This is a genomic window from uncultured Helicobacter sp. (assembly GCF_910577135.1).
GTDB lineage: Bacteria > Campylobacterota > Campylobacteria > Campylobacterales > Helicobacteraceae > Helicobacter_C > Helicobacter_C mastomyrinus.
Genome location: NZ_CAJTLL010000005.1, coordinates 24313 through 49312, shown reverse-complemented (window position 1 = coordinate 49312; position 25000 = coordinate 24313). Strand labels below are relative to the sequence as shown.

At 39.1% G+C, this 25000-nt stretch carries 21 protein-coding genes; 11 read left to right on the top strand and 10 right to left on the bottom strand.

Translation table 11 applies throughout. The features are described from left to right. Positions 1–28: 28 nt before the first annotated feature. From QZ289_RS03705 to QZ289_RS03690, 4 genes are read right to left on the bottom strand one after another with little or no spacing between them, the layout of a single operon-like run. Positions 29–1246, bottom strand: coding sequence for an ABC transporter permease (locus QZ289_RS03705; protein WP_295699337.1), 1218 nt, complete (start codon positions 1244–1246; stop codon positions 29–31). Next, a complete protein-coding gene (locus QZ289_RS03700) occupies positions 1246–1959 on the bottom strand; it encodes an ABC transporter ATP-binding protein (protein ID WP_295699335.1) in 714 nt (237 codons plus the stop codon). The genes QZ289_RS03705 and QZ289_RS03700 overlap by 1 nt, the downstream gene beginning before the upstream one ends. A gap of 9 nt (positions 1960–1968) precedes the next feature. Continuing rightward, a complete protein-coding gene (locus QZ289_RS03695) occupies positions 1969–3282 on the bottom strand; it encodes an efflux RND transporter periplasmic adaptor subunit (RefSeq protein ID WP_295699333.1) in 1314 nt (437 codons plus the stop codon). Then, complete coding sequence (locus QZ289_RS03690; protein WP_295699330.1) at positions 3279–4805, bottom strand: TolC family protein; 1527 nt, start codon at positions 4803–4805, stop codon at positions 3279–3281. Before QZ289_RS03690 ends, QZ289_RS03695 begins: the two co-directional genes overlap by 4 nt. Before the next feature lie 155 nt (positions 4806–4960). Between QZ289_RS03690 and QZ289_RS03685 the strand changes: the two genes are divergently transcribed. The 4 genes from QZ289_RS03685 to QZ289_RS03670 are packed head-to-tail and all read left to right on the top strand — an operon-like array spanning position 4961 to position 8542. After that, positions 4961–6391 (top strand): hypothetical protein, encoded by a 1431-nt coding sequence (locus QZ289_RS03685; RefSeq protein ID WP_295699327.1) that lies wholly within the window; start codon positions 4961–4963, stop codon positions 6389–6391. After that, positions 6391–6996: a penicillin-binding protein activator LpoB gene (lpoB, locus tag QZ289_RS03680; RefSeq protein WP_295699325.1), complete on the top strand. Its 606-nt coding sequence runs from the start codon at positions 6391–6393 to the stop codon at positions 6994–6996. The genes QZ289_RS03685 and lpoB overlap by 1 nt, the downstream gene beginning before the upstream one ends. 25 nt (positions 6997–7021) lie before the next feature. Beyond that, positions 7022–7618 carry an LPP20 family lipoprotein gene (locus tag QZ289_RS03675; protein ID WP_295699323.1) on the top strand — a complete coding sequence of 199 codons (597 nt, stop codon included), beginning with the start codon at positions 7022–7024 and terminating at the stop codon, positions 7616–7618. 15 nt (positions 7619–7633) lie between these two features. Continuing rightward, positions 7634–8542 carry an LPP20 family lipoprotein gene (locus tag QZ289_RS03670; protein ID WP_295699320.1) on the top strand — a complete coding sequence of 303 codons (909 nt, stop codon included), beginning with the start codon at positions 7634–7636 and terminating at the stop codon, positions 8540–8542. 19 nt (positions 8543–8561) lie between these two features. Here QZ289_RS03670 and QZ289_RS03665 read toward each other — a convergent pair whose 3' ends face one another. Further along, complete coding sequence (locus tag QZ289_RS03665; protein WP_295699318.1) at positions 8562–9992, bottom strand: aminotransferase class V-fold PLP-dependent enzyme; 1431 nt, start codon at positions 9990–9992, stop codon at positions 8562–8564. A gap of 302 nt (positions 9993–10294) precedes the next feature. Between QZ289_RS03665 and acnB the strand changes: the two genes are divergently transcribed. After that, on the top strand, positions 10295–12874 hold the full coding sequence (gene acnB / locus QZ289_RS03660) for a bifunctional aconitate hydratase 2/2-methylisocitrate dehydratase (protein WP_295699315.1): 2580 nt from the start codon (positions 10295–10297) through the stop codon (positions 12872–12874). Positions 12875–13165: 291 nt separating this feature from the next. Here the strand turns inward: acnB and QZ289_RS03655 are convergent, their stop codons facing one another. The 4 genes from QZ289_RS03655 to QZ289_RS03640 all read right to left on the bottom strand — a co-directional run bounded on the left by QZ289_RS03655 (position 13166) and on the right by QZ289_RS03640 (position 16162). Further along, complete coding sequence (locus tag QZ289_RS03655; protein ID WP_295699313.1) at positions 13166–13843, bottom strand: uroporphyrinogen-III synthase; 678 nt, start codon at positions 13841–13843, stop codon at positions 13166–13168. 3 nt (positions 13844–13846) lie between these two features. Beyond that, positions 13847–14362, bottom strand: a complete 516-nt coding sequence (locus tag QZ289_RS03650; RefSeq protein WP_295699310.1) for a DUF308 domain-containing protein — start codon at positions 14360–14362, stop codon at positions 13847–13849. Beyond that, positions 14362–15537 carry an FtsW/RodA/SpoVE family cell cycle protein gene (locus tag QZ289_RS03645; protein WP_295699307.1) on the bottom strand — a complete coding sequence of 392 codons (1176 nt, stop codon included), beginning with the start codon at positions 15535–15537 and terminating at the stop codon, positions 14362–14364. Before QZ289_RS03645 ends, QZ289_RS03650 begins: the two co-directional genes overlap by 1 nt. A gap of 355 nt (positions 15538–15892) precedes the next feature. Continuing rightward, positions 15893–16162 (bottom strand): hypothetical protein, encoded by a 270-nt coding sequence (locus QZ289_RS03640; RefSeq protein ID WP_295699305.1) that lies wholly within the window; start codon positions 16160–16162, stop codon positions 15893–15895. Between the two features lie 785 nt (positions 16163–16947). Here QZ289_RS03640 and QZ289_RS03635 point away from each other — a divergent pair. The 6 genes from QZ289_RS03635 to QZ289_RS03610 all read left to right on the top strand — a co-directional run bounded on the left by QZ289_RS03635 (position 16948) and on the right by QZ289_RS03610 (position 23489). Further along, positions 16948–17445, top strand: coding sequence for a DUF4149 domain-containing protein (locus QZ289_RS03635; protein ID WP_295699304.1), 498 nt, complete (start codon positions 16948–16950; stop codon positions 17443–17445). A gap of 140 nt (positions 17446–17585) precedes the next feature. Continuing rightward, positions 17586–18593: a DctP family TRAP transporter solute-binding subunit gene (locus tag QZ289_RS03630; protein ID WP_295699303.1), complete on the top strand. Its 1008-nt coding sequence runs from the start codon at positions 17586–17588 to the stop codon at positions 18591–18593. Between the two features lie 20 nt (positions 18594–18613). Beyond that, positions 18614–19231: a TRAP transporter small permease gene (locus QZ289_RS03625; protein ID WP_295699302.1), complete on the top strand. Its 618-nt coding sequence runs from the start codon at positions 18614–18616 to the stop codon at positions 19229–19231. Positions 19232–19241: 10 nt separating this feature from the next. Next, on the top strand, positions 19242–20516 hold the full coding sequence (locus QZ289_RS03620; protein WP_295699301.1) for a TRAP transporter large permease: 1275 nt from the start codon (positions 19242–19244) through the stop codon (positions 20514–20516). A 17-nt stretch (positions 20517–20533) separates the two neighbouring features. Next, on the top strand, positions 20534–22120 hold the full coding sequence (locus QZ289_RS03615) for an inorganic phosphate transporter (protein WP_295699300.1): 1587 nt from the start codon (positions 20534–20536) through the stop codon (positions 22118–22120). A gap of 58 nt (positions 22121–22178) precedes the next feature. Next, positions 22179–23489: a hemolysin family protein gene (locus QZ289_RS03610; RefSeq protein WP_295699299.1), complete on the top strand. Its 1311-nt coding sequence runs from the start codon at positions 22179–22181 to the stop codon at positions 23487–23489. Between the two features lie 471 nt (positions 23490–23960). Here the strand turns inward: QZ289_RS03610 and hemE are convergent, their stop codons facing one another. Next, the gene (gene hemE, locus QZ289_RS03605) at positions 23961–24983 is read right to left on the bottom strand and encodes a uroporphyrinogen decarboxylase (RefSeq protein ID WP_295699298.1); all 1023 of its coding nucleotides are present in this window, start codon (positions 24981–24983) and stop codon (positions 23961–23963) included. Positions 24984–25000: the final 17 nt, after the last annotated feature.

Sequence of the window (25000 nt, the reverse complement as noted above, 5' to 3'; positions counted from 1 at the left end):
GGGTAAGCTATCGCTTTATCCCCTCTTTCTACTCGTGGCGCAGAGCGTCAATAGGATTAAGCCTTGAAGCGCGTTTAGCCGGTAAGTAGCCAAAAAGCACCCCAATAAATGCGGAAAATACAAAGGCAATAATAGCTGTGGGTATATCAAAAATAAAGGGAATCCCCATATACTTACTCAACGCAAAAGAGGCAAAAAACGCCCATAAAATGCCAAGCAGCCCTCCAAGTGAGCTTAAGGTAATGGCTTCTATCAAAAACTGCATAAGCACTTCGCTTTGCAATGCCCCAATCGCCATACGTGTGCCTATCTCTCTAGTGCGTTCGGTAACAGATACAAGCATAATATTCATAATGCCTATGCCTCCTACGATGAGACTTACGCCCGCAATAAGCCCTAGAAGCGCGGTAAGTGTTTTAGTAGTAGAGGTAAGCGTCTCTGCGATTTGCTTAGTATCCATAATCTCAAAAGAATCTCTATCGCCCGGGCGGACATTACGCACTTGGCGCAATATCCTTGTCAAAGCCGGGACTACTTCATCTGAATCTACACCATCTTTAGCACGAAGCATAAGGCGATTCACATAAAAGAGCGTATTAGCCCCTACCACAGAGCGCAAGAATGCCTTCATAGGCAATAGCACCACATCATCTTGGTCATTACCCATACCGCCCTGCCCTTTAGATTCTAACACACCGATACATTCACACACGATATTATTTAAGCGAATTTTCTGTCCTAAGGGATTTTTCTGTCCAAACAAATTTTTTAGCACAGATTCACCAATCATACAGACATTACTACCCACGCGATATTCATTATCTTCAAACCCTCTCCCCATACTCGTATCCCATTGTGTTACGTCAAAAAACGCCGCATTCACGCCTTGCACTTGCGTTGTTGTATTTTGGGATTGATATTGCAGCATTACGGAGCTTTGTGCGATGGGAGCGAGGGCTTCAATGTATTCTTGTGAAAGCGTTTGCACACTTTGAGCTTCCTGCATACTGAAATTACGGCGGAGATTCACACCGCTTGGATTCATCACACGTGCAGGAAAAACAAGCAAAAGATTGCTCCCTAAGGAGGAGATTCTATCACTTATCATTTTTGTAGTGCCATTCCCTAAGCTAATCATCACTACCACCGCACCCACACCAATAATCACGCCAAGCATTGTAAGGAAAGCCCGTAAAAAGTTACGCTGAATCTGTCGCAAGGCTAACGCAAAGGCATTGAGTATCATTACGCTTCTCCCACATCATACTTTGAATCACTTAGCAATCGCCCATCTAAAAAATGCAATTCCCTGCTTGCATATTTTGCCATATCCGGCTCGTGCGTTACCATAAGGATAGTAATACCCAAAGTTTGATTAAGGCTTTTAAGAATCTCCATAATCTCCACACTTCGCTTTGTATCAAGATTCCCTGTTGGCTCATCAGCAAGGAGAAAAAGTGGCTCTGAAGCAATCGCTCGTGCGATAGCCACACGTTGCTGCTGTCCGCCGCTTAGTTTAGCACTCGTATGCGAAACCCATTCCTTAAGCCCTACTTTATCAAGCGCGTTTAAAGCAATTTCCTCCCGCTCTGCCTTTTTGACACCTCGATACATAAGGGGTAATTCAACATTTTCAAGTGCCGTTGTCCGCGCTAAGAGATTGAATCCTTGAAAGATAAAACCAATATAATTACGACGCAAAAGGGCGCGTTCATTCTGCGTTAATCTAAACACATCAACATCGCAAAATAAATATTCCCCGCTCGTGCCTACATCAAGTGTGCCAAGGATATTAGCAAGGCTTGATTTACCCGAGCCACTAGGTCCCATCAATGCGACAAACTCACCCTTATCAATTTGCAAATCTACACCCTTAAGTGCCTCAAATGCACCCTCGCCTTTACCATAAGTCTTACGCACATCTTTTAAGACAATAAAATCTTGAATTTTTTCCTGCATATTGCCCTCTTATTGCACTTTTACGCCGGTGATAATGAATGTATTTTCATCAATGCCACTTAAAATCTGCACAAAACTCCCATCGCTAATGCCTACCTCGACATTTACAGATTCTGGCTTGCCATTTTTAAGAATCCATAATGTCCCACTTTTACCTCGCTGCTGTTTTTGCTTAGGAGCGCTTGTCTGTGCTCTAGGGGGACGTGGTGGGGTAAACATAGAACCTAGAGCCGATTTACCTTTTTGTGCTCCTGCCTTTTGAAGCGATTTGTTTAAGTCAAAATAAAGCGCTGCACTTGGCACAAGCAGGGCATTATCCGCTTTAGCAATAATAATATCAGCTGTGGCACTCATATCCGGACGCAAAAGGAGATTTTTATTATCCACTTCGATTTTTGCCCGATAGGTGATAATCGAGCTACTTGAGCTCGTGCTAGAGCTAGAGCTTGAACTTGAGCTGGAGCTACTGCCATCACCTGAACCAAAATTCACGCGATTAACTTTTGCGTGAAAATTTCTATCTGGATAGGCATCAACGGTGAAAATAACTTCTTGTCCTTCTTTGACTTTGCCAATATCAGCTTCCGAGATACTTGCATAAAGTATCATTTCCTCCAAGTTTTCTGCTACTTTAAATAAAGTAGGTGCTTGGAAGCTCGCTGCCACACTCTGCCCTACTTCCACGCTACGACTAAGCACAATACCATCAACAGGCGAGATAATTTCGGAGTTTTTCAAATCAATCTTGGCGCTCTCAATGCTTGTTTGAATCTCATTAATCGAGGCTTTTTTAATATCTACATCAGCGCGTGCTGAAGTGTAGCTTGTCTTCGCTGCTTGTAGCTCAAGCAAAGAGGGTGAAGCCCCACCTGTAGCGTCATAAAGCTCTTTTAGTCTATCATAATTCCACTTTCTATCAACCAAAGTCTGCTCACTTGCCTTAAGATTAGCCTGTGCGGATTTGAGCTGTGCTTCATATCGAGCAATGTTTTGATTAATCGTTTCAGGGTTAATCCGTGCTAAAACTTGTCCTTCTTTTACTTCATCATTTTCTTCGGCAAGCACTTCAAGCACAAGCCCTGAAATCACACTCCCTATTTCAATTTCATTAAGTGGAGAGAGTGAGCCAGAGGCGGAGATAGTCGATTTTATATCTCCACGTGTAGCTTGAGTAGTATCATATATAATATGTGTGCTAAAAATCTTATATATAGCCACAATACACACAATTACTGCTATGATAATACTGCTTATAATAACCCACGCAAGAGGAGTGAGCTTCCTGTGTGTTTTTTTATTACGTAAAGCTTGATATAGATTCATTGCTGCTCCCTTGTGATAGTATCCTCTTTGGTATCATCAATGCTTGAAAGTGCGAGATTACCCCCGAGTGCTTTAAAAAGTGTGATAACAGATAAGACTTCATTCGTTTTTGCACTAAATAGCTGCGTTTGCAGACTAAAATAGCTATTTTCAAGCCCTAAAAAATCATTTTTATCCAACAAACCACGAGTGCTTTTAGCGCTATTATCTTTATAGGCTTTAAGCCCAATGTCATAAACATCTTGTGTATTTTGTAGCTGACGTTTCTTAGATTGGACATCAAAAAGCGCATTTTCTACTTCACCTAAAGCAATATTGATGCTATTTTGCAATGTATAAAATGCCTCATTACTCAATTCTTTTTGTATAAGATAATTTTGCTTTAAAGAAGTGCGATTAAGTAAAGGAGTAGCAATAGAATTAGCAATTTGAAAAACAATAGAGCCAACAGAATTACCACTCGTGCTATATAAAATATCCCCTATTGAGCCGCTAAGGGAAATAGTAGGCAATCTCGCCGCATTAGCATTTGTCTGCTTATAAAGCTGTGCGTGGAGGGCATAAATATTTGCCTGAATATCAGGACGTGAGAGCAAAACATCACTTGGCATTTTATCGACATAAAATGCCCTAATTTGTGGGAACTCATACTCTTTAGAATCTAAGAAATTAATCTTTTGCTTAAGCTCCTCAAGCGGAATATTTAAAAGTGTAAGCAAAGCATTTTGATTTTGCTCAAAAGTATAAAGCAAAGATTCATAATTATTTTTTTGCGTTCGCGTATTAGCCACAATGCTTTGATAGGCATTAATATCAATCAGCCCTATTCTAAACCTATCGGTATTGATTTGCTCGATCTGCTGGAGATTCTCTAGTGTTGCCTTTGCGATTTTGACAGAATGTGCATTATCTCTTAATGTAAAATAGAGTGTTGCTACTTCAGCAATTAAGCTAATTTGCGCGTATGCGAGATTGCTCTGGGCTTGAAGATATGATTTCTTACTCGATTGGCGCAAGGCATTAAGCTTACCAAATAAATCAAGTTCCCAGCTCATACTCAAACTCGCATTAATAGAATTTGCACCCGGACGCACTATCGTGCTTTGAGAGAGTGTGCGGTTATCGATATAGCTTGAATTAAGCCCTGCATTAATCGTAGGTAGCATACTCGCAGTATTGATTTTCACTTGAGATTTGGCTTGTTTGATACGTGAAATCATTGTAAGGACATTAGTATTTTTTTCTAAAGCAATATGAAGAATCGTATGTAAATCCTTATCATTAACCAAAGCAACAAACTGCTCTAGGCTGAAGGGCTCTTCTTTGTCTTTGCTTGTTTTATTTTTTGTAGTATTTTCAGCTTTTACAGAATCTACCCTCTGTGTAGGCTTTTTCAACGATTCAAGATTGCGGAAAGATTCAGGAATATGGGTTTGCTTGGCATTTTCTTCAAGTGTAGGAATCTGTGTACTACACCCTATGTATATGAATACTAAGACACCCAACAAACATAATCGTTTCAATACTTTTACCCCTCTTTAAAGATTGTGTAATTTTGAAAAATAAGCCGGCATAGTATTAAAACAATGTGAAATTAAAGTGAAATTAATTTTTAATTCTTAAAATCACATAGCTTCAAATACCAAACTTAGAATCTTGTGTATATCAAAGGTTTTCAATGCTTAAACATCTCACTTGCTTTTTGCTCTGCCTAAACGCTCTTTTTATAATGAGTGCTTGCTCACATCATAGTGATTTACAAACCTTTAATGAATACTATTATAGCGGACAAGACATAAAAGCTTATGAATATGCCAAATCAAAAACAGGTAAAAATGGAGATGTGCTATGGAATCTACAAGCGGGTATGAGTGGTTTTAGCACACAGACAAAAGAAAACTTGATGCTGTTAGAACAAGGTGAAATGCTCTTTAGCAAGTATGAAGCCGAGGGTTTAATGGGTGGAATATTTGGCAATATCGGTGCAATGCTTGTGAATGAAAATGTAAAAAATTATAGAGGCAATATTTATGAGGGTGTAATATTTAATTACTACAAAGCCCTTAATGCTATGGCTCAAGGTAATTATGGTAAAGCTCGTGTGGAGTTTAACCGCGCTAATGATAGACAAAGACGTGCTAAAGATTATTTTAGAAAAGATATTCAAAAAGCGCTTGAAGAAGAAAATAAACAAAATGCTCAAAATTCTACGTTAAGACAGATTGATACACATAATTCAAGCAGAGCCATTTCTCCCATATTAGAGCAACAATATAGCAATCTCAAGGCTTTTCAAGCCTATGAAGGATTTATCAACCCTGCAGTAAGCTATGTATCGGCTTTATTCTTTATGAGTGAGGGGGACTATGCCAAAGCAATGGATTTATATAAAGAATCCTATGGTATTACTAAGGCTAAAGTGATTGATGAAGATTTGAAAGTGCTCCAAAGGCGCAAGAGCGGTCGCATAAAGCAAACATACACATGGCTTATTATCGAAGATGGACGAAGTGCTATGAAATATGATACATCGCTCAATCTCCCATCTTTTTATGTAAGTAGCGAGATTTTACACATAGGAGTATCCATACCTACACTTGTAGAGGGAAAAGCTACATCGAGTAACTATCAGGCTCAAAGTTATAGTGGAGAGACTTTCCAAGCTTACGAAATAAGCGATATGGATAAAGTGATTGCTAATGAATTTCAAAAGCAGCTGCCTTTTATCCTCACACGTGCTATTACATCAGCTATTCTTAAAGCCACCACACAAGCTGCTTTGAGTGATCAGCTAGGCACACTTGGGGCACTTGCAGGGGCAATCTATTCAGCCGGAACTACCAATGCTGATATACGTATAAGCACAGCCTTACCCAAACGTATCCTTGCTATGCAGATTCCTAACGATATAGGCAATTTCACACTCAAAGCCGATAGTCGCCCTTTATTTCATATTCATTTTGAATGTATTGAAAATAACAATTCTCCACAAAATGAATCAAAAAGCAAAACAAACTTGATATACTTATGTCACAAAAATGATAATATTCTCTACTTAAGACATAAAAGTGTAAATCCATTTTATCGTATTTTAAAAGGAGGCACGTAATGAATAAACACTTACTCTACACTATTGCTCTTAGTATGTTATTTGTGGCTGGTTGTGGCACATCGCCCAAATATATAGATACCGCGGATTCTAAGTCTTATACAAGTATGGGGCTTGATTATCACGATATTGAAAAGGCTGCGGTAGATAGCATGCAGTCTTTGCTCAAGAGTGCGTATGTGCGTAATATTTCCAACACAGGCTCACCAAAAGTATTGATGATTTCAGATGTTATTAATGACACTATGCAAAATATTGATACCGATCAACTTACAAGAAAAATTACACGCGATATGCGTAATAGTGGAAAGTTTGCACTCACTCTTGCAGTAGGAGACAAAAAAGACAAAGGTATTGCTATGGGGAGAAGTGTGCGTGATGATGATGAGTTTGACCAACACACTACGATTGAAAAAGGCACACTCAAAGCCCCTGAATATTCACTATCAGGTAAAATCGTGCAAAAAAATACTAAAATCGGCTCAAAGCAACGCACAGATTATTACTTTCTTCTCACACTTACGAATCTTAAAAACGGATTGGTAGTCTGGGATGACGAAGTCAATATTATTAAAGTTGGCTCAAATTCATCAGTGAGCTGGTAATTTTATTTTATAACAAAGGGATACAATGCAAACACAAGTAAAACATATTTTGGCAGGGAGTATTGCAGCAGTGCTGTTTATTGCAGGTTGCGCTAACAAAGATGACGCATTAGGAGAAGGTGCAAAAAAAATCGATAAAAAAGCGCTTCAAGCTCTTAATATTCAAGGTGCCCCAAATTGGGTTCTTAATGGCGGACAAGGCGATATGAGTGCGGTAGGGATTGCCGATATTGTCAATGGAGATTTAGGCTTTGCCCGCACAGAAGCTTTAGCTCTCGCTCGTGATGAACTTGCTCGTCAAGTAGGCACAAAAATTCAAAACACCATTAATCGTGCAGCGAACGTAAGTATGGGGGCTTCAACTCAAGATGCGCAAGTGAGCAAAACAAGTAAGCAAATTACAAAACAAACTGTTTCTCAAACATTAAGTGGCACCAAGCAAACAGATACTTGGATCACCAAAGATGCAACAAAACTTTTTGTTCTCATTAAGCTTAATCCAGAGCTTAAGGCCAAATTGGAAGCAAATGTAAAAAAAGAAATTAATAAAAGCACTCTTCATACGCAAGCCAAGCAAGACGCAATTAATGCCGTTAGTGCAACCTTATCTACTGCTGAATAGTAGCACTAAAATAGAATGCTATCACTGCGTTTTGTATGCTTAATTGCATTTATTTGCATATATGGAGGCTGTGGGGCTTCCCCATCTAAACCTCCATTGTGGTATGGCAAAAGCACAATAAGCGATCAATCCTTAATCGGTTTTGGGAATGATAAGAATCTTGATTCTGCAAAGGCAAAAGCCTTAAGCGATATTGTTACACAACTCAATGTACAAGTGAGTTCGCAATTTACCTCCACTACCCAAAGGCAAGATTTTCAAACAAGCCATAATGCAAGTAGCGATGTCTATCTTGATAGTGCAAATATCAACCTTAATGATGTGCACTATACAAAGAGTGCATTTGAAAATGGGCAATTTTATATTCAGGCAGAAATTACAAAAAATGCTCTTATCGCACAATTCCAAAAAGAATTTGATGTAGCCTATAATAAGCTTAATCCCGCCAATCTAAAGAAATGTAGGATTCTCTCTATTAAAGACAAAACACGTCTTGCAAAAATACTCAATACGCTACATCTTTATGCAGATTTACTGCAAACATTAGGCAAAAGTAGCAAATCCCTCAGCAGTTTTGAATCTATACTGAACGCAAATACACCCCTTCCTTTAGCACAACTTCTCATTGAAACCAATATGCCAAATGATAAAATCAGCAATGATTTAGCAAAAGAATTAGGGTATTTCTATCGTATCCAAAACAATGCAGCACACACACTCAAGGCAAAAATCCAAATAAGCAATACAAGCAGTGAAAACGCAAAGATAAACATACTCTTTAGTATACTTGATTGTTCTAGCAACCCTATTTTTAACACAAATGTATCTTATGAAGCAATAGACACCAAAGATGCCCTATATGTTGCTTCCCAACGCGTAAGCATACAGCTCTACAAAAAAATACAAGAGTGGATAGAGGAATAAACCAATCTCTAGTTTATAGCTATCCTCTTAGAATCTTCACACAATCTTTAATAGAGGCAATGAGATACTCTATATCTGCTACATTATGGGTATAATGGATACTTACACGTAGCCACATAGGCTTTTTAGCTAATGTACCCTCAGGCATAAGATAGTGCCCATAAGGTCCCGCGCAACTGCACCCTGCACGTGTTTGAATCCCATATTTTTTACTAAGCAGGGCGCATAAATCAAGGGGTGAGATTGAGCCGATATTAAAGCTTACAATACCCAATCGCTCAAGTGATAAATCTCCATAAATGCTTACTGCAGGGATTTTAGCTAATTCGTGTAAAAATACCTCTGTAAGAATCTTCTCCCTCCTTGCTATCCAGTCTAACCCCACCTCATTGCGCAGCTGATAGGCTAATGCTGCATAGAGTAAGCCCAATATATGCGGCGTGCCAGCCTCTTCGCGCAATTTTATATCATCAATAAAGCAATGTGTCTCATCATTAGCATATTCCATCACTCCACCACCGCTAAAGCTTGGCGGCAAGGCATTATCAAGCAATGATTTACGTATAGATAAGATTCCACAAGCCCCCACACCACCTAAAAGCTTGTGTGGTGCGAGAAAAGCCGCATCAAAATGAGTAGAATCTACCACCATATAAGGCGAGGAGCTAGCCATATCAAGTGCGATAATCGCTTTATGTTCGCGCAAGAGCTTCACACAAGATTCTAAAGGTGTGAAAATCCCTGTAACATTAGAGGCAACATTCAAGCTTGCAATAATCTTTTTATCTTTCAAATCACATAGTATATCTTTAAGATGAGCTACATCGGGCAATCCACGTTTATCAAATGCGATTTTATGCACGTGGCAAAGCCCCTCTTTGTAGCTTATTTCATTAGAATGATGTTCAAATCCGCTCATAATAATATGTGGCAGATTTAGCATATTTGTCTGTATATCGTAGTTCTTGAGACGCATAAGTAAGGGTAAAGATGAATAAGTGTGTGAATGAGTAGTGTCTTTTGTCGTTATGGCATTTTCAAGCATAGATTCTAAATGCAGCAAACTGCGCGGTGGCACATAAATACCCATTAGCTCTTGAAATTTCTTAATGCCAAAGCTCGCCCCGCTCCCTCCAGCAATCAACACAAAATCATCACTCAATCCCAAAGCCTCTGCAATGTGCTCCTTTGCTCTCTCATAAATCTCACTCATCAACGCCGCGTGTGAAGCAAAATGTGAATGTGTATTCGCATAATAGGGTAAAATAGATTCTATACGTTTATTAATCGCCCTATATGAAAGCCCTGAAGCCGTGAAATCAAAATAACGCTCTCCATTAGCAAGGAGAGTATTAGCGCGAAGCGTAGAAAGTATATCGCTATCGATATTCAGCAAGGGAGCAAAAAAGCGAGTAATGATTTTCCCATACTTTTGTGATGTGAGCGGCATTATTTTATTCCTTGATAAAAAATGACATTGTTACTTTATGTATCGCTTGAAAGCAAAACAACATTTTGCTTTCCTTAAAAATCCCACAATCTTTGCTAGGAGCGTATTTAAATAACATATAAAAGAAAAAGTAAATTTCAAAAAATAAACAAATGCAGCGTTTAAAAACAACATTTTGGATAACTTTCACTTTACTTTCCTTATTATTTAGGATTTTTATTATACAATTTGAAGCAAACCATTATATAAGGTTTTCGTTTCTATGACAACAACAAATCCACAAAACTAGCAAGGAGAACACAATGAGGGAAGAATACGAGCAGTTTCTTAAAGAGTATAAAGCACATACAGATGAGAGAGCTACGCAAGGTGTGCCACCACCACCGCTAAATATAACGCAAACGCAAAAAGCCATTGATATGTGTAAAGATTCTAGTCTAAATGCCGATCAAAAAGCGTTTGCTAAGGAATTACTTACACATAGAGTGAATCCGGGTGTCGATGCGTCCGCACAGCTTAAGGCGGCATTTCTAGGAGAGATACTCCTTCATAATAAGCAAGATTATGGCTTTACTCCAAGTGAAGCTGTTACTTATCTAGGCACAATGCTTGGGGGCTACAATGTAGCACCACTCATTCAAGGACTTTCCTTGCCAGATACTGCATTAGCTCAAGCCTGTGCGAATGCACTAAAACACACGCTTCTAATTTATGATAATTTTGAAAAAATTGCGGCGCTTAACACCCCGCTTTCAAAAGAAATTATAGAATCTTGGGCAAACGCAGAGTGGTTTAAGAGCAAAGAGGATTTGAACGAAAAAATCAAAGTATGTGTGTTTAAAGTCGATGGAGAAACAAATACCGATGATTTAAGCCCAGCAGGAGATGCTTTCACTCGAAGTGATATTCCACTCCACGCAAAAGCTATGCTCAAAAGTCGCATTGAAAATTTCGAGCAACGTATAGAAACTGCCAAACAAAAAGCAGCGCAAAACAACGCCATAGTAGCATACGTGGGCGATGTGGTCGGCACAGGTAGTAGCCGTAAATCCGCTTGTAACTCGATTATGTGGCATTTTGGCAAGGAAATTCCTTATATTCCCAACAAAAAAAGTGGTGGAATTGTCATAGGGAGCGTAATTGCACCTATTTTCTTTAACACTTGTGAGGATAGCGGGGCATTGCCTATTGTGGCTGATGTGAGCGAGCTCAAAGATGGCGATATTATTGAAATTGATACAAAAAAGGGTGAGATTAGCAAAGATAGCAAAGTTGTGGCTACTTTCAATCTTAATCCCGCAACTATTGCTGATGAAATCCGCTCCGGTGGTAGAATTCCCCTCATTATCGGTAGAGGATTAACCACGAAAGCACGAGAATACCTTAAACTTGGTAAAAGCGATGTGTTTAAAGAGCCAAAACAACCAGCCCCTAGTAACAAAGGTTATACATTAGCGCAAAAAATGGTAGGACGTGCCTGTGGTGTAGAGGGCGTGCGTCCGGGTAGCTATTGTGAGCCAAAAACCACAACCGTGGGTAGTCAAGATACCACAGGTGCGATGACACGAGATGAAATCAAAGAGCTTGCCGCACTTAGCTTTGGGGCGGATTTTGTATTGCAAAGTTTCTGCCATACTGCCGCTTATCCAAAACCTGCTGATGTGAGCTTACACGCAACTTTACCAAATTTTGTAGCCGAACGCGGTGGCGTGGCATTGCGTCCTAAAGATGGTGTGATACACTCTTGGCTTAATCGTATGTGTTTACCTGACACGGTAGGCACAGGAGGGGATTCTCACACGAGATTCCCTATTGGCATTAGCTTCCCTGCAGGAAGTGGACTTATCGCGTTTGCTGCTGTTACAGGCTCTATGCCCCTTGATATGCCTGAATCTGTGCTTGTGCGCTTTAAAGGTAAGCTCAATCCGGGCATTACATTGCGCGATTTAGTAAATGCTATCCCTTACTATGCGATCAAGCAAGGACTTTTGACCGTTGAAAAAAAGGGTAAAAAAAATATCTTTAGTGGAAAGATTCTAGAAATTGAGGGCTTAGGTGATTTGAAAGTCGAACAAGCTTTTGAACTAAGCGATGCGAGTGCAGAGAGAAGTGCGGCTGCTTGTAGTGTGCGCCTTAACAAAGAGCCAATTATTGAATATCTAAGCTCGAATATCAAGCTTATAGAATCTATGATTGCTAATGGCTACCAAGACGCTAAAACCTTGCAAAGACGAGCAGACAAAATGAAAGAATGGATTGCTAATCCTGTGCTTTTAGAGCCTGATAGCGATGCGGAATATGCGGCGATTATTGAAATTGACCTTGCAGATATTAAAGAACCTATCCTAGCTTGTCCTAATGATCCAGATGATGTAGCCACACTCAGCGAAATCCACGCTAATCCTAAACGTCCAAAAAATATCGATGAAGTATTTATCGGTAGTTGTATGACTAATATTGGGCATTTTAGAGCTTTTGGTGAGATTGTTAAAAATGAAGGGCAAAGTAAAACGCAGATTTGGATTGCCCCTCCTACTAAAATGGACGAAAAAGAGCTTACCAAAGAAGGTTATCTCTCACTCTTTGGTGCAGCAGGTGCGAGGCTAGAAGCTCCCGGCTGCAGCTTGTGTATGGGAAATCAAGCACGTGTAAGAGATAATGCTGTGGTGTTCTCTACTTCCACACGAAACTTTGATAATCGTATGGGTAAAGGCGCACAAGTCTATCTAGGCAGTGCGGAGCTTGGCGGTGTATGTGCGACTTTGGGACGTTTGCCAACCGCACAAGAATACCTTGAAATCGCTCCTAAAAAGATTGAATCTCAAAAAGCAAGTATTTATACTTATCTTAATTTCAATCTTATGCCAGATTTCTCCCTCTAAGCGACTTTATCAAAATGCAGTGGCACTCCTAAGTGCCACCTTAGAACTTAAAAATACAAACTATGAGCTTTATTTTGCTCAACATAGTTTAGCTTATGCTTTATTCTTATCATCACAAAAATCAAATCTCTTGTTCTTCATAGGAAAATATAAAGAAACTAACACTTATTGCTTGTCTCCATAATTAGAGCAAAATCACCCCATAACCTTGAGCAAATGTTTTACAACCAGCTCCATTTTATCAAAGTTTAAAATCTTAAAAGGCGATTCAATGGGCAACATCAAACAAAATTATAGATTTGATTTAAGAGCTAATTCTTTGGCAAAGGCAATACAGCCTGAAATACTTGTACTTGGGCTAATGTAGGCTTTTATATCTGTATCAAAATGTGCAAATGTGCTTTCTCCTATCGCGATGGCTCTATATTGACTATCCCAACCAAAATTTTTGATAAAGCTATGATAGCTACTTGGTGCGGTGAAAATAATCACGCTATGAGGTGGTGGCTTCAAGGATATATGAAGGTCTAAAGGGATATTTTCATAGGCAATCACTTCTTCAAGTTTGATTCCCTCTGATTGTAAAATAGAATCTAATCCAGAGACAATTTCTTTAGCGCGTAAATATAAAGGATTACGCTCCTTTAATAATGGACAAATCTCTGCTGCAAATGCCTTGCCCTGCGTTTTTTTGCCTACATACTCCACTAATGCCCCACATTCATAGAGTGCCTTTGCACTCGCCTCACTTATCACAAAACTTGGAATCTCTATCCAACGCGCAAGGTGAGGATTACAAGAAGCAGATTCTATAAGGGATTTTATCGCATATACTGATGTAAAAATGAGTGCATCAATATATTCTAATGTATGTGTAATTGGCGTAAAGACTATGCGATTTGTAAGGAGGCATTTTACACCCTCCACCTCACGTGTGCCTGTCAGCACCACTTCATATTCATCTAGCATTTATTAATCTATTCTCCGCGCTAGATTCCAAAAATATAGCCCTACCCCACCACTTATGATAAGCATTATCCCCAAAGCGAGGCTAATGAGTGTCGCTAGCACTTCAGGAAAAAGTATAAAGAGAATCCCCAGCACAACATAAAGTCCTCCCATAATGATAATACTCATCTTTGTATTCGCACTCACCACATAGCTAACCCTCCACGCGTGTATAAACCACAACACACCCTTAAGAATGAGCCATAACGCAATGAAAAGCGGGATAAAATTTTGCGCAATATCCTCTCCACCAAAGAGAAGCACCACGCCAAACACGCACGAAACAATCCCATCAAGCAAAATCATCATATATCGCATTTGTATAAAATAAACAATCTCGCCAATACCGCTGAAAAGCATTATAAAGCCTACGAGATAGGCAAGAAATCGCATTGTATCAAGTGGATTTGCGATACATACAACACCCAAGACAACAAGAGAGACACTAAAAGCCAACCATAGCACACGATTAAAACGCATTATAAACTCCTTTCATTAAGTTGTGTATTTTTTGAAATGCTTAGCACTAAGCCGATAGCTATACAGTTTGCAATCAATGAGCTACCTCCATAGCTTAAAAATGGCACGGCTATACCCTTCACAGGCGTGATACCCGAGATACCAAAGGCATTGATAATAAGCGAAAAGCCAAGCAAAAGGGCTATACCTACGCAAAAAAGATAATATGTTTTGTTAGCAATACGATTAGCAATACGAAAAAAACGCCAAAGCATATAGCTAAATAGCATTACAATTACAAATAATCCTACAAAACCAAGCTCCTCAGTAATCCCCGCTAAGACAATATCCGTATGCACATCACTTAAAAATCCAAGCTTGATATACCCCTCTCCAAGCCCAGAGCCAAAGAATCCTCCACTTGATATAGCATTTGCTGCGTGGTAGATTTGATAAGGTTCGGGTAAGCCACTTACACGGAGATTTTCTGCCCAGCCTTGAGGTAAAAGGGCTAAGACAGAATCTTGCGCACTCGCCCACCACGACTTCACACGTAAGATTCTATGCGGACTTGTGATAATAGCTACAAATGCCGTGCTAATCGTCCCTAAAAAAATTACTCCAAGCAAACGTAGGCTCCCACCGGCAAAGAGCAACATTACGCCTAGAGTTAACGCTAAGAGTATCACTTGCCCTAAGTCATTTTGTAGTACAGCTATTAACACCACTGCCACAATGAACAATATAAGATAAGGAATAAAAATTTTAATCTCATCTTTAATCGATAAATCCACATCGCTCACAAATTTGCGTGAGAAGCTCCACGCCAAAAAATATACAAAACCAATTTTAAAAAGTTCTGATGGAGCTAAAGAAATAAAAGGTAGCCTTATCCATCGTTTTGCCCCACCAGCAGAGCTTATGAAGCTTTGAGGAAGAAAGTGCATACCGATCATAAGAACAATAGAAAGAATAAAAATAAATAAGCCAATACGTTTGAAATACACATTAGGCTCAAGACGTGAAAGCCACCACATCAGCGCAATACCTATACAAGCCGCAATCAATTGACGCATAAAAAAATGAAAAGATGAATAATTATACAAACTCGTAATATAAACCGCTAGCGAATAAGACATTACCACACCGACACAAATAAGCAAGGTAACTGTATAAAAAAGCCTAGAATCTACCATAAAACTCACTTTTGCTTAATTAAAATGACGATTTTAACAAAATTACTAAAATATTAGCGAAACAAAAACTCTCTACTCATCACAGATTTTTAAAAATTTCCTTCTTACCCGCGCCGTATCAAATACGCCATTTTGTGCCCTTTGATTAAAAGAGTTAAAAATCTCATTAATAAAATTTATATCCAACACATAATCCTTTAGACTTTGTAAAAATATTTAGGTGTTTTTATATACATTTTATATAACTCTCAATCTTACCTTTGCTGCTTGCGTGCTGCTTGCGCTTCTTGTGTGTGAGTATCATCTAGGCAATCTAAAGCAGAAGCAAAGCTACACGCTAATCTGTGCGGAATTATTAGTGTATAGTGATAGGATAGTTTATCGCGTAAGCAAGAGCGATTTGTGTGTTTAAAAAGGCAAGGGTGGCATAAATACTTGCTAAAACTATCTTTTTACCCAAAGATAGCGAGATAAAATCCTCCACAAGCAAAGCTAGATACTCTACGATAAAATCTAGTCTATCAGGGCTAAATCTCCCTCCTACTAAATTAATGGCTTTAAGCGTCCAGATATTCTCTCTTGGTATATGGGAATTAAAGTCAGCACAGGCTTGCCACACAGACATACAAAAAAACACTTGAGAAACCCGAAATCATCAAGTCCGCCTTTTTAAAGGTATAAAATAGATGTGCCAATATCCCAAATTACATTTGATACTTCTTTAAGCAGTTTTGTAAATAGGCGATATTGCTGGATTTCCGCCTCTCTTATAAAGCTTTGAGGGTGAGGGTGGACAATGATATTTTATAAGGGCATTTTGCAAGAAATTCTAAAAAATATAAGCCCTAGCTTTGTAAGGAACATCTTCTTATGTCAAGAGGGCGAAATAAGTATGGTAGGGGCATTAGGATTATACAAAGTAATGGGCGAATCTTGCAAAGATTTAAAACTAGAAGAGAGATTATTCAAGATAAGTGTTAGCTACGATTACAATATGCTTAGGCTTGAGATTATGAACAGATACTACATCATGGACAAAGTCTTTTTGAATCTGATTTGCCACTAATACGGAATCAAAATAATCTCTACCAACATACCCGATAAGTCATAGACAAGAGATAGTACACGATATGGCAGTAGTGCTTTACACCGCGACTTCTTTTAATCTGTAGTATATCCAAGCCCGGTGTGGTCAGTGCTCATATATCAGCTCTTAAGAGATTAAGCTTTATATAAGCTTTTTACTTATGCCAATATATTCAAAATGTGCAAGCAGCGAGGTATCACGCGATAATACGGGGTCAGATTCTAAAGAGGCTTAATATGAGCCAAAAAGGTTTTTAAGATATGAAATATCGCAATTTAATTTTTTCAAATACAATAATGAAAATCAAAAATTAAGGAGACTCTATGAAACTTCACAGCATCTTCCGCACACTTGATGCATTTTATGTCTTTTTGCTAAGTATTGGTGTGGGCTGCATTATGACATCTGCATTTGCAGCAGCTGCGATATTTGGAGCTGCAAACTCTGTACCCGCACTGAGCGTTAGCGATAGTGGCTTGATTATGGGACAGATTTTCCTCAAGTGCAATAACTACTTCAATTTCCTTGCTATTGTGATTATTGTCTATGAGTTAGCTGGTTTTGTTTTTGCTAAACAATTTGCTTGTAGCGCACAACGCAGGTTTTGGCTACTGCTTGGTGGGATTAATGTTATTTTGATTTTCCTTTTCACGCTCTATTACACACCTTTTATTATGGAGGCTCAAGCGCAAGGAACTATCAACAATGACGCGTTTAGCTCTATGCACAAACAAAGCGAGTTAGTATTTAAAATCTTACTTTTTACATTAAGCATATCTGCCTTGTGGAGAGGGATTATCACCACCCGCCCACGCTCTTAGACAACACAATGACAAAAAGCAGAATCTGTTTATAAACTACACAGGAATTTTATTTTTACACAAAAAACAATAAACTTCTGTATATATCATTAAGGAATCTTCGTAATAGTAAAAACGCAAATAAAACTACAGGAGATATTATGAAAAAAATCTCAATCCTTGCATTCATAAGTGCAATAAGCATAGCCTTTTGGGGTTGTGGCGAGAATAAAACGCAACAACAAGATGTATATAAAGTCAAATTTGCTCACGTGGTGAGTGCAAACACGCCTAAGGGACAAGCTGCTGATTTTTTCGCTAAACGTGTAGATGAGCTAAGCCAGGGTAAAATCAAAGTAGAAGTTTTCCCTAGCGCACAGCTTGTCGATGATGATAAGGTATTCCAAGAATTATCGCGCAACAATGTGCAAATGGCAGCACCAAGCTTTTCAAAATTTACTCCTATCGCAAAGGAATTTAACATTTGGGATATACCTTTCTTATTCCGTGACACAGAGCATTTACATAAGGTTATGGACGGCGAGGTAGGACAGATTCTCAAAGATATTATTTCTAAGCGAGGTATTGTCGCGCTTAATTATTGGGACGCAGGATTCAAACAATTTAGCACAAATAAAAAACCTATTATTATCCCCGAGGACGCTAAGGGGCAAAAAATGAGGATTATGAGTTCAAAAGTGCTTGAGGAGCAAACAAAAGCATTAGGGGCGATTCCACAAGTTTTACCTTTTAGCGAGGTGTATTCCGCACTTTCCACAGGTGTTGTTGATGCAGCTGAAAATCCCCTCTCTAATCTTTACAATTCTAAATTTTACGAAGTGCAAAGCTCTATTACGCTTTCAAATCACGGTTATTTAGGCTATCTTGTCGTAGTAAGCGATGGATTTTGGAAACAGCTCCCTGATGATTTAAAAGAAATATTCAAACAAGCGCTTCACGAGGCTACAGAGTTTGAACGCACCCAAAGTGCTAAAGAAGAAAAAGTGTTACTAGATAAGCTTAAAAAAGATGATGCTACAAAAACAGAAATAATAGAACTTACAGATGAGCAAGTCGCTCAATGGAAGGAAAAAATGCAAGCAATTTATCCAAAGTTTTATGAGCTTGTAGGACAGGATTTAATTGAAAAAGTTTTGCAAGTGCAGTAATTAAAGGATAAGGCTTCATAATGCTTTCTTGGATTGCCAAACCATTTGTGTGGGCACACCATAGTTCACAGGTGCATAGAATCTTCGCCATTTTAGACACTATCATCGCCTCTATTAATAAAAATATCGCCGTAGTTGGCTTACTTGTGGGTGTCTTAATCACCGCTATAAATGTATTTTGCCGCTATCTCACGGGGCTTTTTCCCGAATTTTTCCATCTTTCACTCACTTGGGCGGAAGAAATCGCTCGATATTGCTTTTTGTGGTCAGCTCTTTTTGGTGCGGCTTATGGATTCAGAAAAGGTGTGCATATCAGCGTTACTATGCTCTTAGAGCGATTCCCTCCTAAACTCGCTAAAGCCTGTATGATTGGCATACATACCCTAAATTCTCTTTTTCTTGCTTTTATGACTTATGCTGGGGCTATGGTATGCTATGATAATTATCGTATTGGCTATATGAGTGAGGCATTACATAATGTCCCATTATGGATTTTTCTGCTTTGTTTGCCATTAGCTTTTTTTGGCGCGACTTATCGCTCAATCGAAAAAATCTACGAAGTGTCTTGGACACAAGCGGACAAGGTCGTAAAAAATGCAGAAAGTGAAATGATACACGATTCTGTTATCAAAGATTAGCGGGGTATAAATGAGTGTTGCGTATTTATTATTAGTGTTGTTTGGTTTGCTTCTCATAGGCGTACCTGTGAGCATTGCCTTGGGTGTTAGCGCTGTGAGTGCGCTTTTTATATTCACTTCTTATAATGTCGTAGGCTCAGCAGAGATTATGTTCAATGGCTTAAAACCTGCTCTTATGGCAATTCCTATGTTTATCTTGGCAGGCTCACTTATGAGCAAGGGAAGTTCAGCGCAACGTATTGTGGATTTTGCAAAGTCTCTTGTGGGGCATTTACCCGGTGGATTGCCTATCAGTGCGATTTTAGCCTGTATCATCTTTGCTGCGGTAAGTGGTAGCTCTCCTGCTACCGTGGTGGCGGTTGGTTCAGTAATGTTTTTAGCTATCAAAAATGCAGGATACCCTAAAAGCTATGCTGTGGGGGCGATTACCTCTGCGGGAAGTTTAGGAATTCTCATTCCGCCTTCTGTGGTGATGATTGTCTATGGGGTTACCGCTGAAGTTTCCATTGAAAAACTTTTTATGGCTGGCATTATTCCGGGCTTAATGATTGGTACAATGATGATGCTATATGCTTATATAGGAGCAAAAAGATTAGGATTTAAGGCTAGTGTGCCCGAAAGTTTTGCCTTGCGCTTTAAAAAATTCCACGAAGCCTTTTGGGCTTTACTTATCATTTTTGTCATTATTGGCGGTATTTATGGTGGTATATTTACTGCCACAGAAGCAGCGGGCATTAGTGCTGTATATGCGTTTATCATCTCCGTTTTTGTATATAAAGACATCAAATTTAAAGATCTCTATGCCGTGTTTTTAGATGCGGCAATCACCACTGCAATGATATTTTTTATCATCGGCTTTGCAGTAGTGTTTGCTCATTTTCTCACCAATGAGAGAATCCCTCATCTTATTGCAGAATTCCTCGTAGGACAGCAAATGAGTTGGTGGATGTTCCTCATTCTTGTCAATGTTGTATTATTTATTATGGGGCAATTTATGGAACCTAGTTCTGTTATTATGATTATGACTCCTTTACTCTTACCTATTGCCATAGCGCTTGGCATTGACCCTATACATTTTGGCATTGTGATGGTTGTCAATATGGAGCTAGGTATGCTTACGCCACCTGTGGGGTTAAATCTTTTTGTGGCAAGTTCACTCACAGGCTTAAGCCTTAAAGATGTAACTATATCTGTTTTACCCTGGCTTGTTGTTATGCTAGTAGGCTTACTCTTAATAACATATATCCCTCAAATTTCGCTTTGGCTTCCTAATCAAATCAACTGAAACCTAAAGGAGTGTTTATGGATTTTAAAGACATTAAGCATATTGAAAAAGCGCAAAGTTTTAATCGCAAAGATGGCGCAAAGCTTTTTGTTGTGCTTATTTTTTTCTTAATCATTTCACTTGTAGCCATTTTTGCTCACACAGGACATAACACACTTCTGCTTGTATTTGCTACCATCATCGGCGGCTATATGGCTATGAATATTGGTGCAAATGATGTAGCAAACAATGTGGGACCAGCTGTTGGCTCTCACGCTATTACGCTTGTGGGGGCAATCATTATCGCGGCTATTTGTGAAGCTATGGGGGCAATCATTGCTGGGGGCGAGGTGGTGGAAACTATTAAATCTGGCATTATAGATTCTAAGCAAATTTTAGAACCACGTATATTTGTCTCTCTTATGCTTGCTGCCTTACTTTCTGGGGCAGTATGGCTGCATTTAGCTACTGCCATTGGTGCACCTGTATCTACTACACATTCGCTTGTAGGGGGAATCTTGGGTGCTGGCATTGTGGCTGGTGGCATTGATGTAGTAAATTGGATAGAGCTTTTACGCATTGCTTCTAGTTGGATTATTTCCCCTGTGCTTGGCGGTATTATCGCCGTCATTTTTCTTATTATCATTAAAAAAAGCATTACCTATAAAGAAAACAAACGTGAAGCTGCTAAAAAGGTGGTGCCTATCCTCATTTTTGTGATGACTTGGGCTTTTAGCCTTTATCTTATCCTTAAAGGATTAAAGAAAGTCCTGCCTATCCTCGATATTGGCGTATCTGTGGCTATTAGCTTTATTATTGCCATCATTGTATATTTCACCGTGCGTCCCATTGTGGCAAAAAAGGCAGATTCTCTCCTAAATACAAAAGAAGATATTAACTCCCTTTTTACTATCCCACTTATTTTTGCAGCTGCCCTTCTAAGCTTCGCTCACGGGGCAAATGATGTGGCTAATGCCATTGGACCTCTTGCTGCTATTAATGAAACACTTCAAAATCTAGATTCCCTACCCTCTGCAAAAGCCGGTGTGCCTTTGTGGATTATGATTATCGGGGGGCTTGGTATTTCACTTGGTTTAGCCCTTTATGGTCCTCGCCTTATTCGCACTGTAGGAAGTGAAATTACAGAGTTGGACAAAATGAGGGCATTTTGTATCGCTATGAGTGCAGCTTTAACCGTGCTGCTTGCCTCGCAGCTAGGATTACCGGTAAGCTCTACGCATATTGCACTTGGAGCAATTTTTGGTGTAGGATTTTTGCGCGAATATCTCAAAAAGCGCTATTATGAAATGCAGCAAACCATCATAGAAGCCCACAAAGGCAAGGACGCGCAAGAGGTAGAAGCTTTTTTAGAAAGATTCAATAAGGCAAGTATTAAGAAAAAGGGCTTAATGCTTGAGGCATTAAAAAGCAATGATAAGCTTAAAATGCTGCCACGTCTTGATAGAAAAGAGCGCAAATCACTCAAAAAAGCCTACAAACAAGAGCTTGTTAAGCGCAGTGCGATTAATAAAATTATCGCTTCTTGGCTTATTACTGTGCCTATGTCTGCGCTACTTGGAGCATTGACATACTATATAATTATTAGTGCTGGTTTTGAACTTTAGTATTTTAAAAGATTTGATTGATTACAATTCAAATCTTCATTTTTCTTAAGGAGAATTTTTGGACCCGTATTCGTCGGTTTTAATGCTTATCCTAGCATTGTTTTTAGTTTTTCTTAATGCTTTTTTTGTGCTATCAGAGTTTGCAATTGTTAAAATTCGAAAATCCAAGCTAGAGGAACTTGCCAATAATGATGTAAAAAATGCCTCTCTCGCCTTAAAGATGACTAATTCACTCGATACCTATCTCAGTGCTACACAGCTTGGTATCACCTTTGCTTCTTTGGCGCTTGGGTGGGTGAGTGAAAATGCCTTTGCTAATCTCATCGCCCTGCCCTTTCATTATCTCTTAGAATCTTCACCCTTTCTCGTGCATTCCATCGCTTCAGTGATTGCCTTTATATTGGTAACACTCCTGCACGTCGTGCTAGGTGAGCTTGTACCAAAATCTATTGCCATTGCTAAAACTGAATCTGTGGTGCTTTTTGTCGCACGACCTCTCTATACTTTTTGGATTATCTTTTCTCCTTTTGTTAAGCTTTTTGATTTGCTCGCGGCATTTTTCTTAAAGCTTATCCATATCACCCCTGCACACGAAAATGAAAGGGCACATTCAGATGAAGAGCTAAAAATCATCGTAGGAGAAAGCCTTAAGGGTGGATATTTAGATTCTATCGAAGGAGAGATTATCAAAAATGCAGTAGATTTCTCCGATACCCTTGCTAAAGAGATTATGACCCCACGCAAAGATATGATATGCCTCAATGCCCAAGATAACTATGAAAAAAATATTGAAATCGTCCTGCAGACTAATCACACACGTTATCCCTACTACCAAGATTCTAAGGATAATATCTTAGGTATGATACATATCCGCGATTTATTTGAAAACACTTTTAAAGGCGGGGAGCATAATCTCTCAAAGCTTGTAAGAAATATGATTATCGTGCCAGAAACAGCCCATATCTCGCAGATTCTCAACACTATGAATCGTCAGCAAGTCCATACTGCACTCGTTGTCGACGAATATGGCGGCACTTCAGGGCTTCTAACGATGGAGGATATTATCGAGGAGATAATCGGCGATATTAGCGATGAACACGATTTAAAAATCGAGAATATGAGGCAAATTGACGCACATACATATGAGTTTGATGGCAAACTTGAGCTAGAGAGTATTGAGGAGAGATTTAGCATTGCTTTTAGCAATACAAATGACCATATTACCATAGGCGGCTATGTATTTGGCTTACTAGGGCGACTTCCTGTGGTAAAGGACAAAATCAACGATGAGTATTTTACTTTTGAAGTGCTTGAAATGGACGGAGCGAGGATTAAAAAGCTAAAAGTTACTTTGCTAGAAGTGGCATAAATCATTAAGTTTCCAAAGTAAAGTCCATTCAAAAGAAGGGGCTTTAGCTTTATAGAAGGGTGTATGAGACATTATTTAACACTAGTAGGCTACCCTTTAGTAATCCAGCAATCACGTCCAAACAAAAATTGCATTTCAACCAATACGAATGCAAAATATCCACATTTTGCAACGCATTAGATGGCTCTTCTTTTTTAAGGCTTGATTGAGAGCACCGCTTACAACCCCGCCAATACGGAAAAAGAATATCTCATTAAGACAATCGCAGCATTACTGCCTTTTTACACTTTTATAGGCAAATTTCCTGCCGTAACCAAAGAAAATCGTGTCATATTTTACAAACAAGCAGTATAACAATGCCCCCTACAACTAAACCAACATTAAAATAATGTTATTTCGTTTTTATTTTTGCTTATAAAAGCGAGACATTATGCGCTCACCAAAAAAATTATTAATTTTGACTTCAAGTGCTTATCGCCTACTTTTATCCCTCACCATTTTTACAAGCGCGATAGTATTTTCACGTGGTAAATCAGGGAGCATTCCGTGCCCTAAATTAAAGATATGTCCGGGCTTTTTGCCCATTATGGAGAGAATCTCATCTACACCTCTCTCCATAGATTCTATATCATACAATCTTGATGGCTCTAAATTCCCCTGCAAAACATATTTTCCTCCTAGCTTTGCTTGAGCAAGATTCATAGGTGTGCTCCAATCCACACCAAAAACATCAAATACCCCATCGATTTTATCTAAATACCCCGCAATCCCCTTAGGGAAAAGCATAACAGGGATATGCGGATATTTCGCCTTAAGATATGAGGCGATATCTTTCATATATTTCCAACTAAATTCCATATACGCCTCACATTCTAACGCAGCTGCCCAGCTATCAAAGATTTGCACTGCATTTGCCCCAGCGAGAATCTGCCTCTCCACATAGTATTTCAACTCCTCGCTTAATCTCTCAAGCAATGCTCTTAGAATCTGTGGCTCTTTATATAACATAGCCTTGCTCTTTGTATATGTTTTACTCCCCTGCCCTTCAATCATATAGGTAGCCAACGTCCAAGGAGAACCACAAAATCCTATGAGTGCCTTATCTTTAGGGAGCTTGGCGCGGATAGCACTTACCGCATCATAGACATAATTAAGACGTGTATATGCCCTCTCACTTAAAGCATTTATATCCTCCATCGTGCTGACTGTTCTTTGAAAATGTGGTCCCTCACCGGCTAAAAACTCCAGTGGCAGCCCCATCTCCATCGGCACTACTAAAATATCACTAAATAAAATCGCCGCATCAACATCTAAAATCTCTATGGGCTGAAGCGTTACCTCTGTAGCAAGCTCCACATTTTTACATAAATCTAAAAAGCTCCCTGCCTTTGTGCGAGTTTGCCTATATTCACTCAAATAGCGTCCAGCCTGTCGCATAAGCCATATAGGTGTATAGGGTGTGGGCTTCCTAAAACACGCATCGATAAAAATCATTCCTGCCACCTTTTAAC

Excerpts from the sequence above, each read along its gene's own strand:
- QZ289_RS03705 (WP_295699337.1), bottom strand. The coding sequence starts at position 1,246 with ATGATACTCAATGCCTTTGCGTTAGCCTTGCGACAGATTCAGCGTAAC.
- QZ289_RS03700 (WP_295699335.1), bottom strand. The coding sequence starts at position 1,959 with ATGCAGGAAAAAATTCAAGATTTTATTGTCTTAAAAGATGTGCGTAAG.
- QZ289_RS03695 (WP_295699333.1), bottom strand. The coding sequence starts at position 3,282 with ATGAATCTATATCAAGCTTTACGTAATAAAAAAACACACAGGAAGCTC.
- QZ289_RS03685 (WP_295699327.1), top strand. The coding sequence starts at position 4,961 with ATGCTTAAACATCTCACTTGCTTTTTGCTCTGCCTAAACGCTCTTTTT.
- lpoB (WP_295699325.1), top strand. The coding sequence starts at position 6,391 with ATGAATAAACACTTACTCTACACTATTGCTCTTAGTATGTTATTTGTG.
- QZ289_RS03675 (WP_295699323.1), top strand. The coding sequence starts at position 7,022 with ATGCAAACACAAGTAAAACATATTTTGGCAGGGAGTATTGCAGCAGTG.
- QZ289_RS03670 (WP_295699320.1), top strand. The coding sequence starts at position 7,634 with ATGCTATCACTGCGTTTTGTATGCTTAATTGCATTTATTTGCATATAT.
- QZ289_RS03665 (WP_295699318.1), bottom strand. The coding sequence starts at position 9,992 with ATGCCGCTCACATCACAAAAGTATGGGAAAATCATTACTCGCTTTTTT.
- acnB (WP_295699315.1), top strand. The coding sequence starts at position 10,295 with ATGAGGGAAGAATACGAGCAGTTTCTTAAAGAGTATAAAGCACATACA.
- QZ289_RS03655 (WP_295699313.1), bottom strand. The coding sequence starts at position 13,843 with ATGCTAGATGAATATGAAGTGGTGCTGACAGGCACACGTGAGGTGGAG.
- QZ289_RS03650 (WP_295699310.1), bottom strand. The coding sequence starts at position 14,362 with ATGCGTTTTAATCGTGTGCTATGGTTGGCTTTTAGTGTCTCTCTTGTT.
- QZ289_RS03645 (WP_295699307.1), bottom strand. The coding sequence starts at position 15,537 with ATGGTAGATTCTAGGCTTTTTTATACAGTTACCTTGCTTATTTGTGTC.
- QZ289_RS03640 (WP_295699305.1), bottom strand. The coding sequence starts at position 16,162 with ATGTCTGTGTGGCAAGCCTGTGCTGACTTTAATTCCCATATACCAAGA.
- QZ289_RS03635 (WP_295699304.1), top strand. The coding sequence starts at position 16,948 with ATGAAACTTCACAGCATCTTCCGCACACTTGATGCATTTTATGTCTTT.
- QZ289_RS03630 (WP_295699303.1), top strand. The coding sequence starts at position 17,586 with ATGAAAAAAATCTCAATCCTTGCATTCATAAGTGCAATAAGCATAGCC.
- QZ289_RS03625 (WP_295699302.1), top strand. The coding sequence starts at position 18,614 with ATGCTTTCTTGGATTGCCAAACCATTTGTGTGGGCACACCATAGTTCA.
- QZ289_RS03620 (WP_295699301.1), top strand. The coding sequence starts at position 19,242 with ATGAGTGTTGCGTATTTATTATTAGTGTTGTTTGGTTTGCTTCTCATA.
- QZ289_RS03615 (WP_295699300.1), top strand. The coding sequence starts at position 20,534 with ATGGATTTTAAAGACATTAAGCATATTGAAAAAGCGCAAAGTTTTAAT.
- hemE (WP_295699298.1), bottom strand. The coding sequence starts at position 24,983 with ATGATTTTTATCGATGCGTGTTTTAGGAAGCCCACACCCTATACACCT.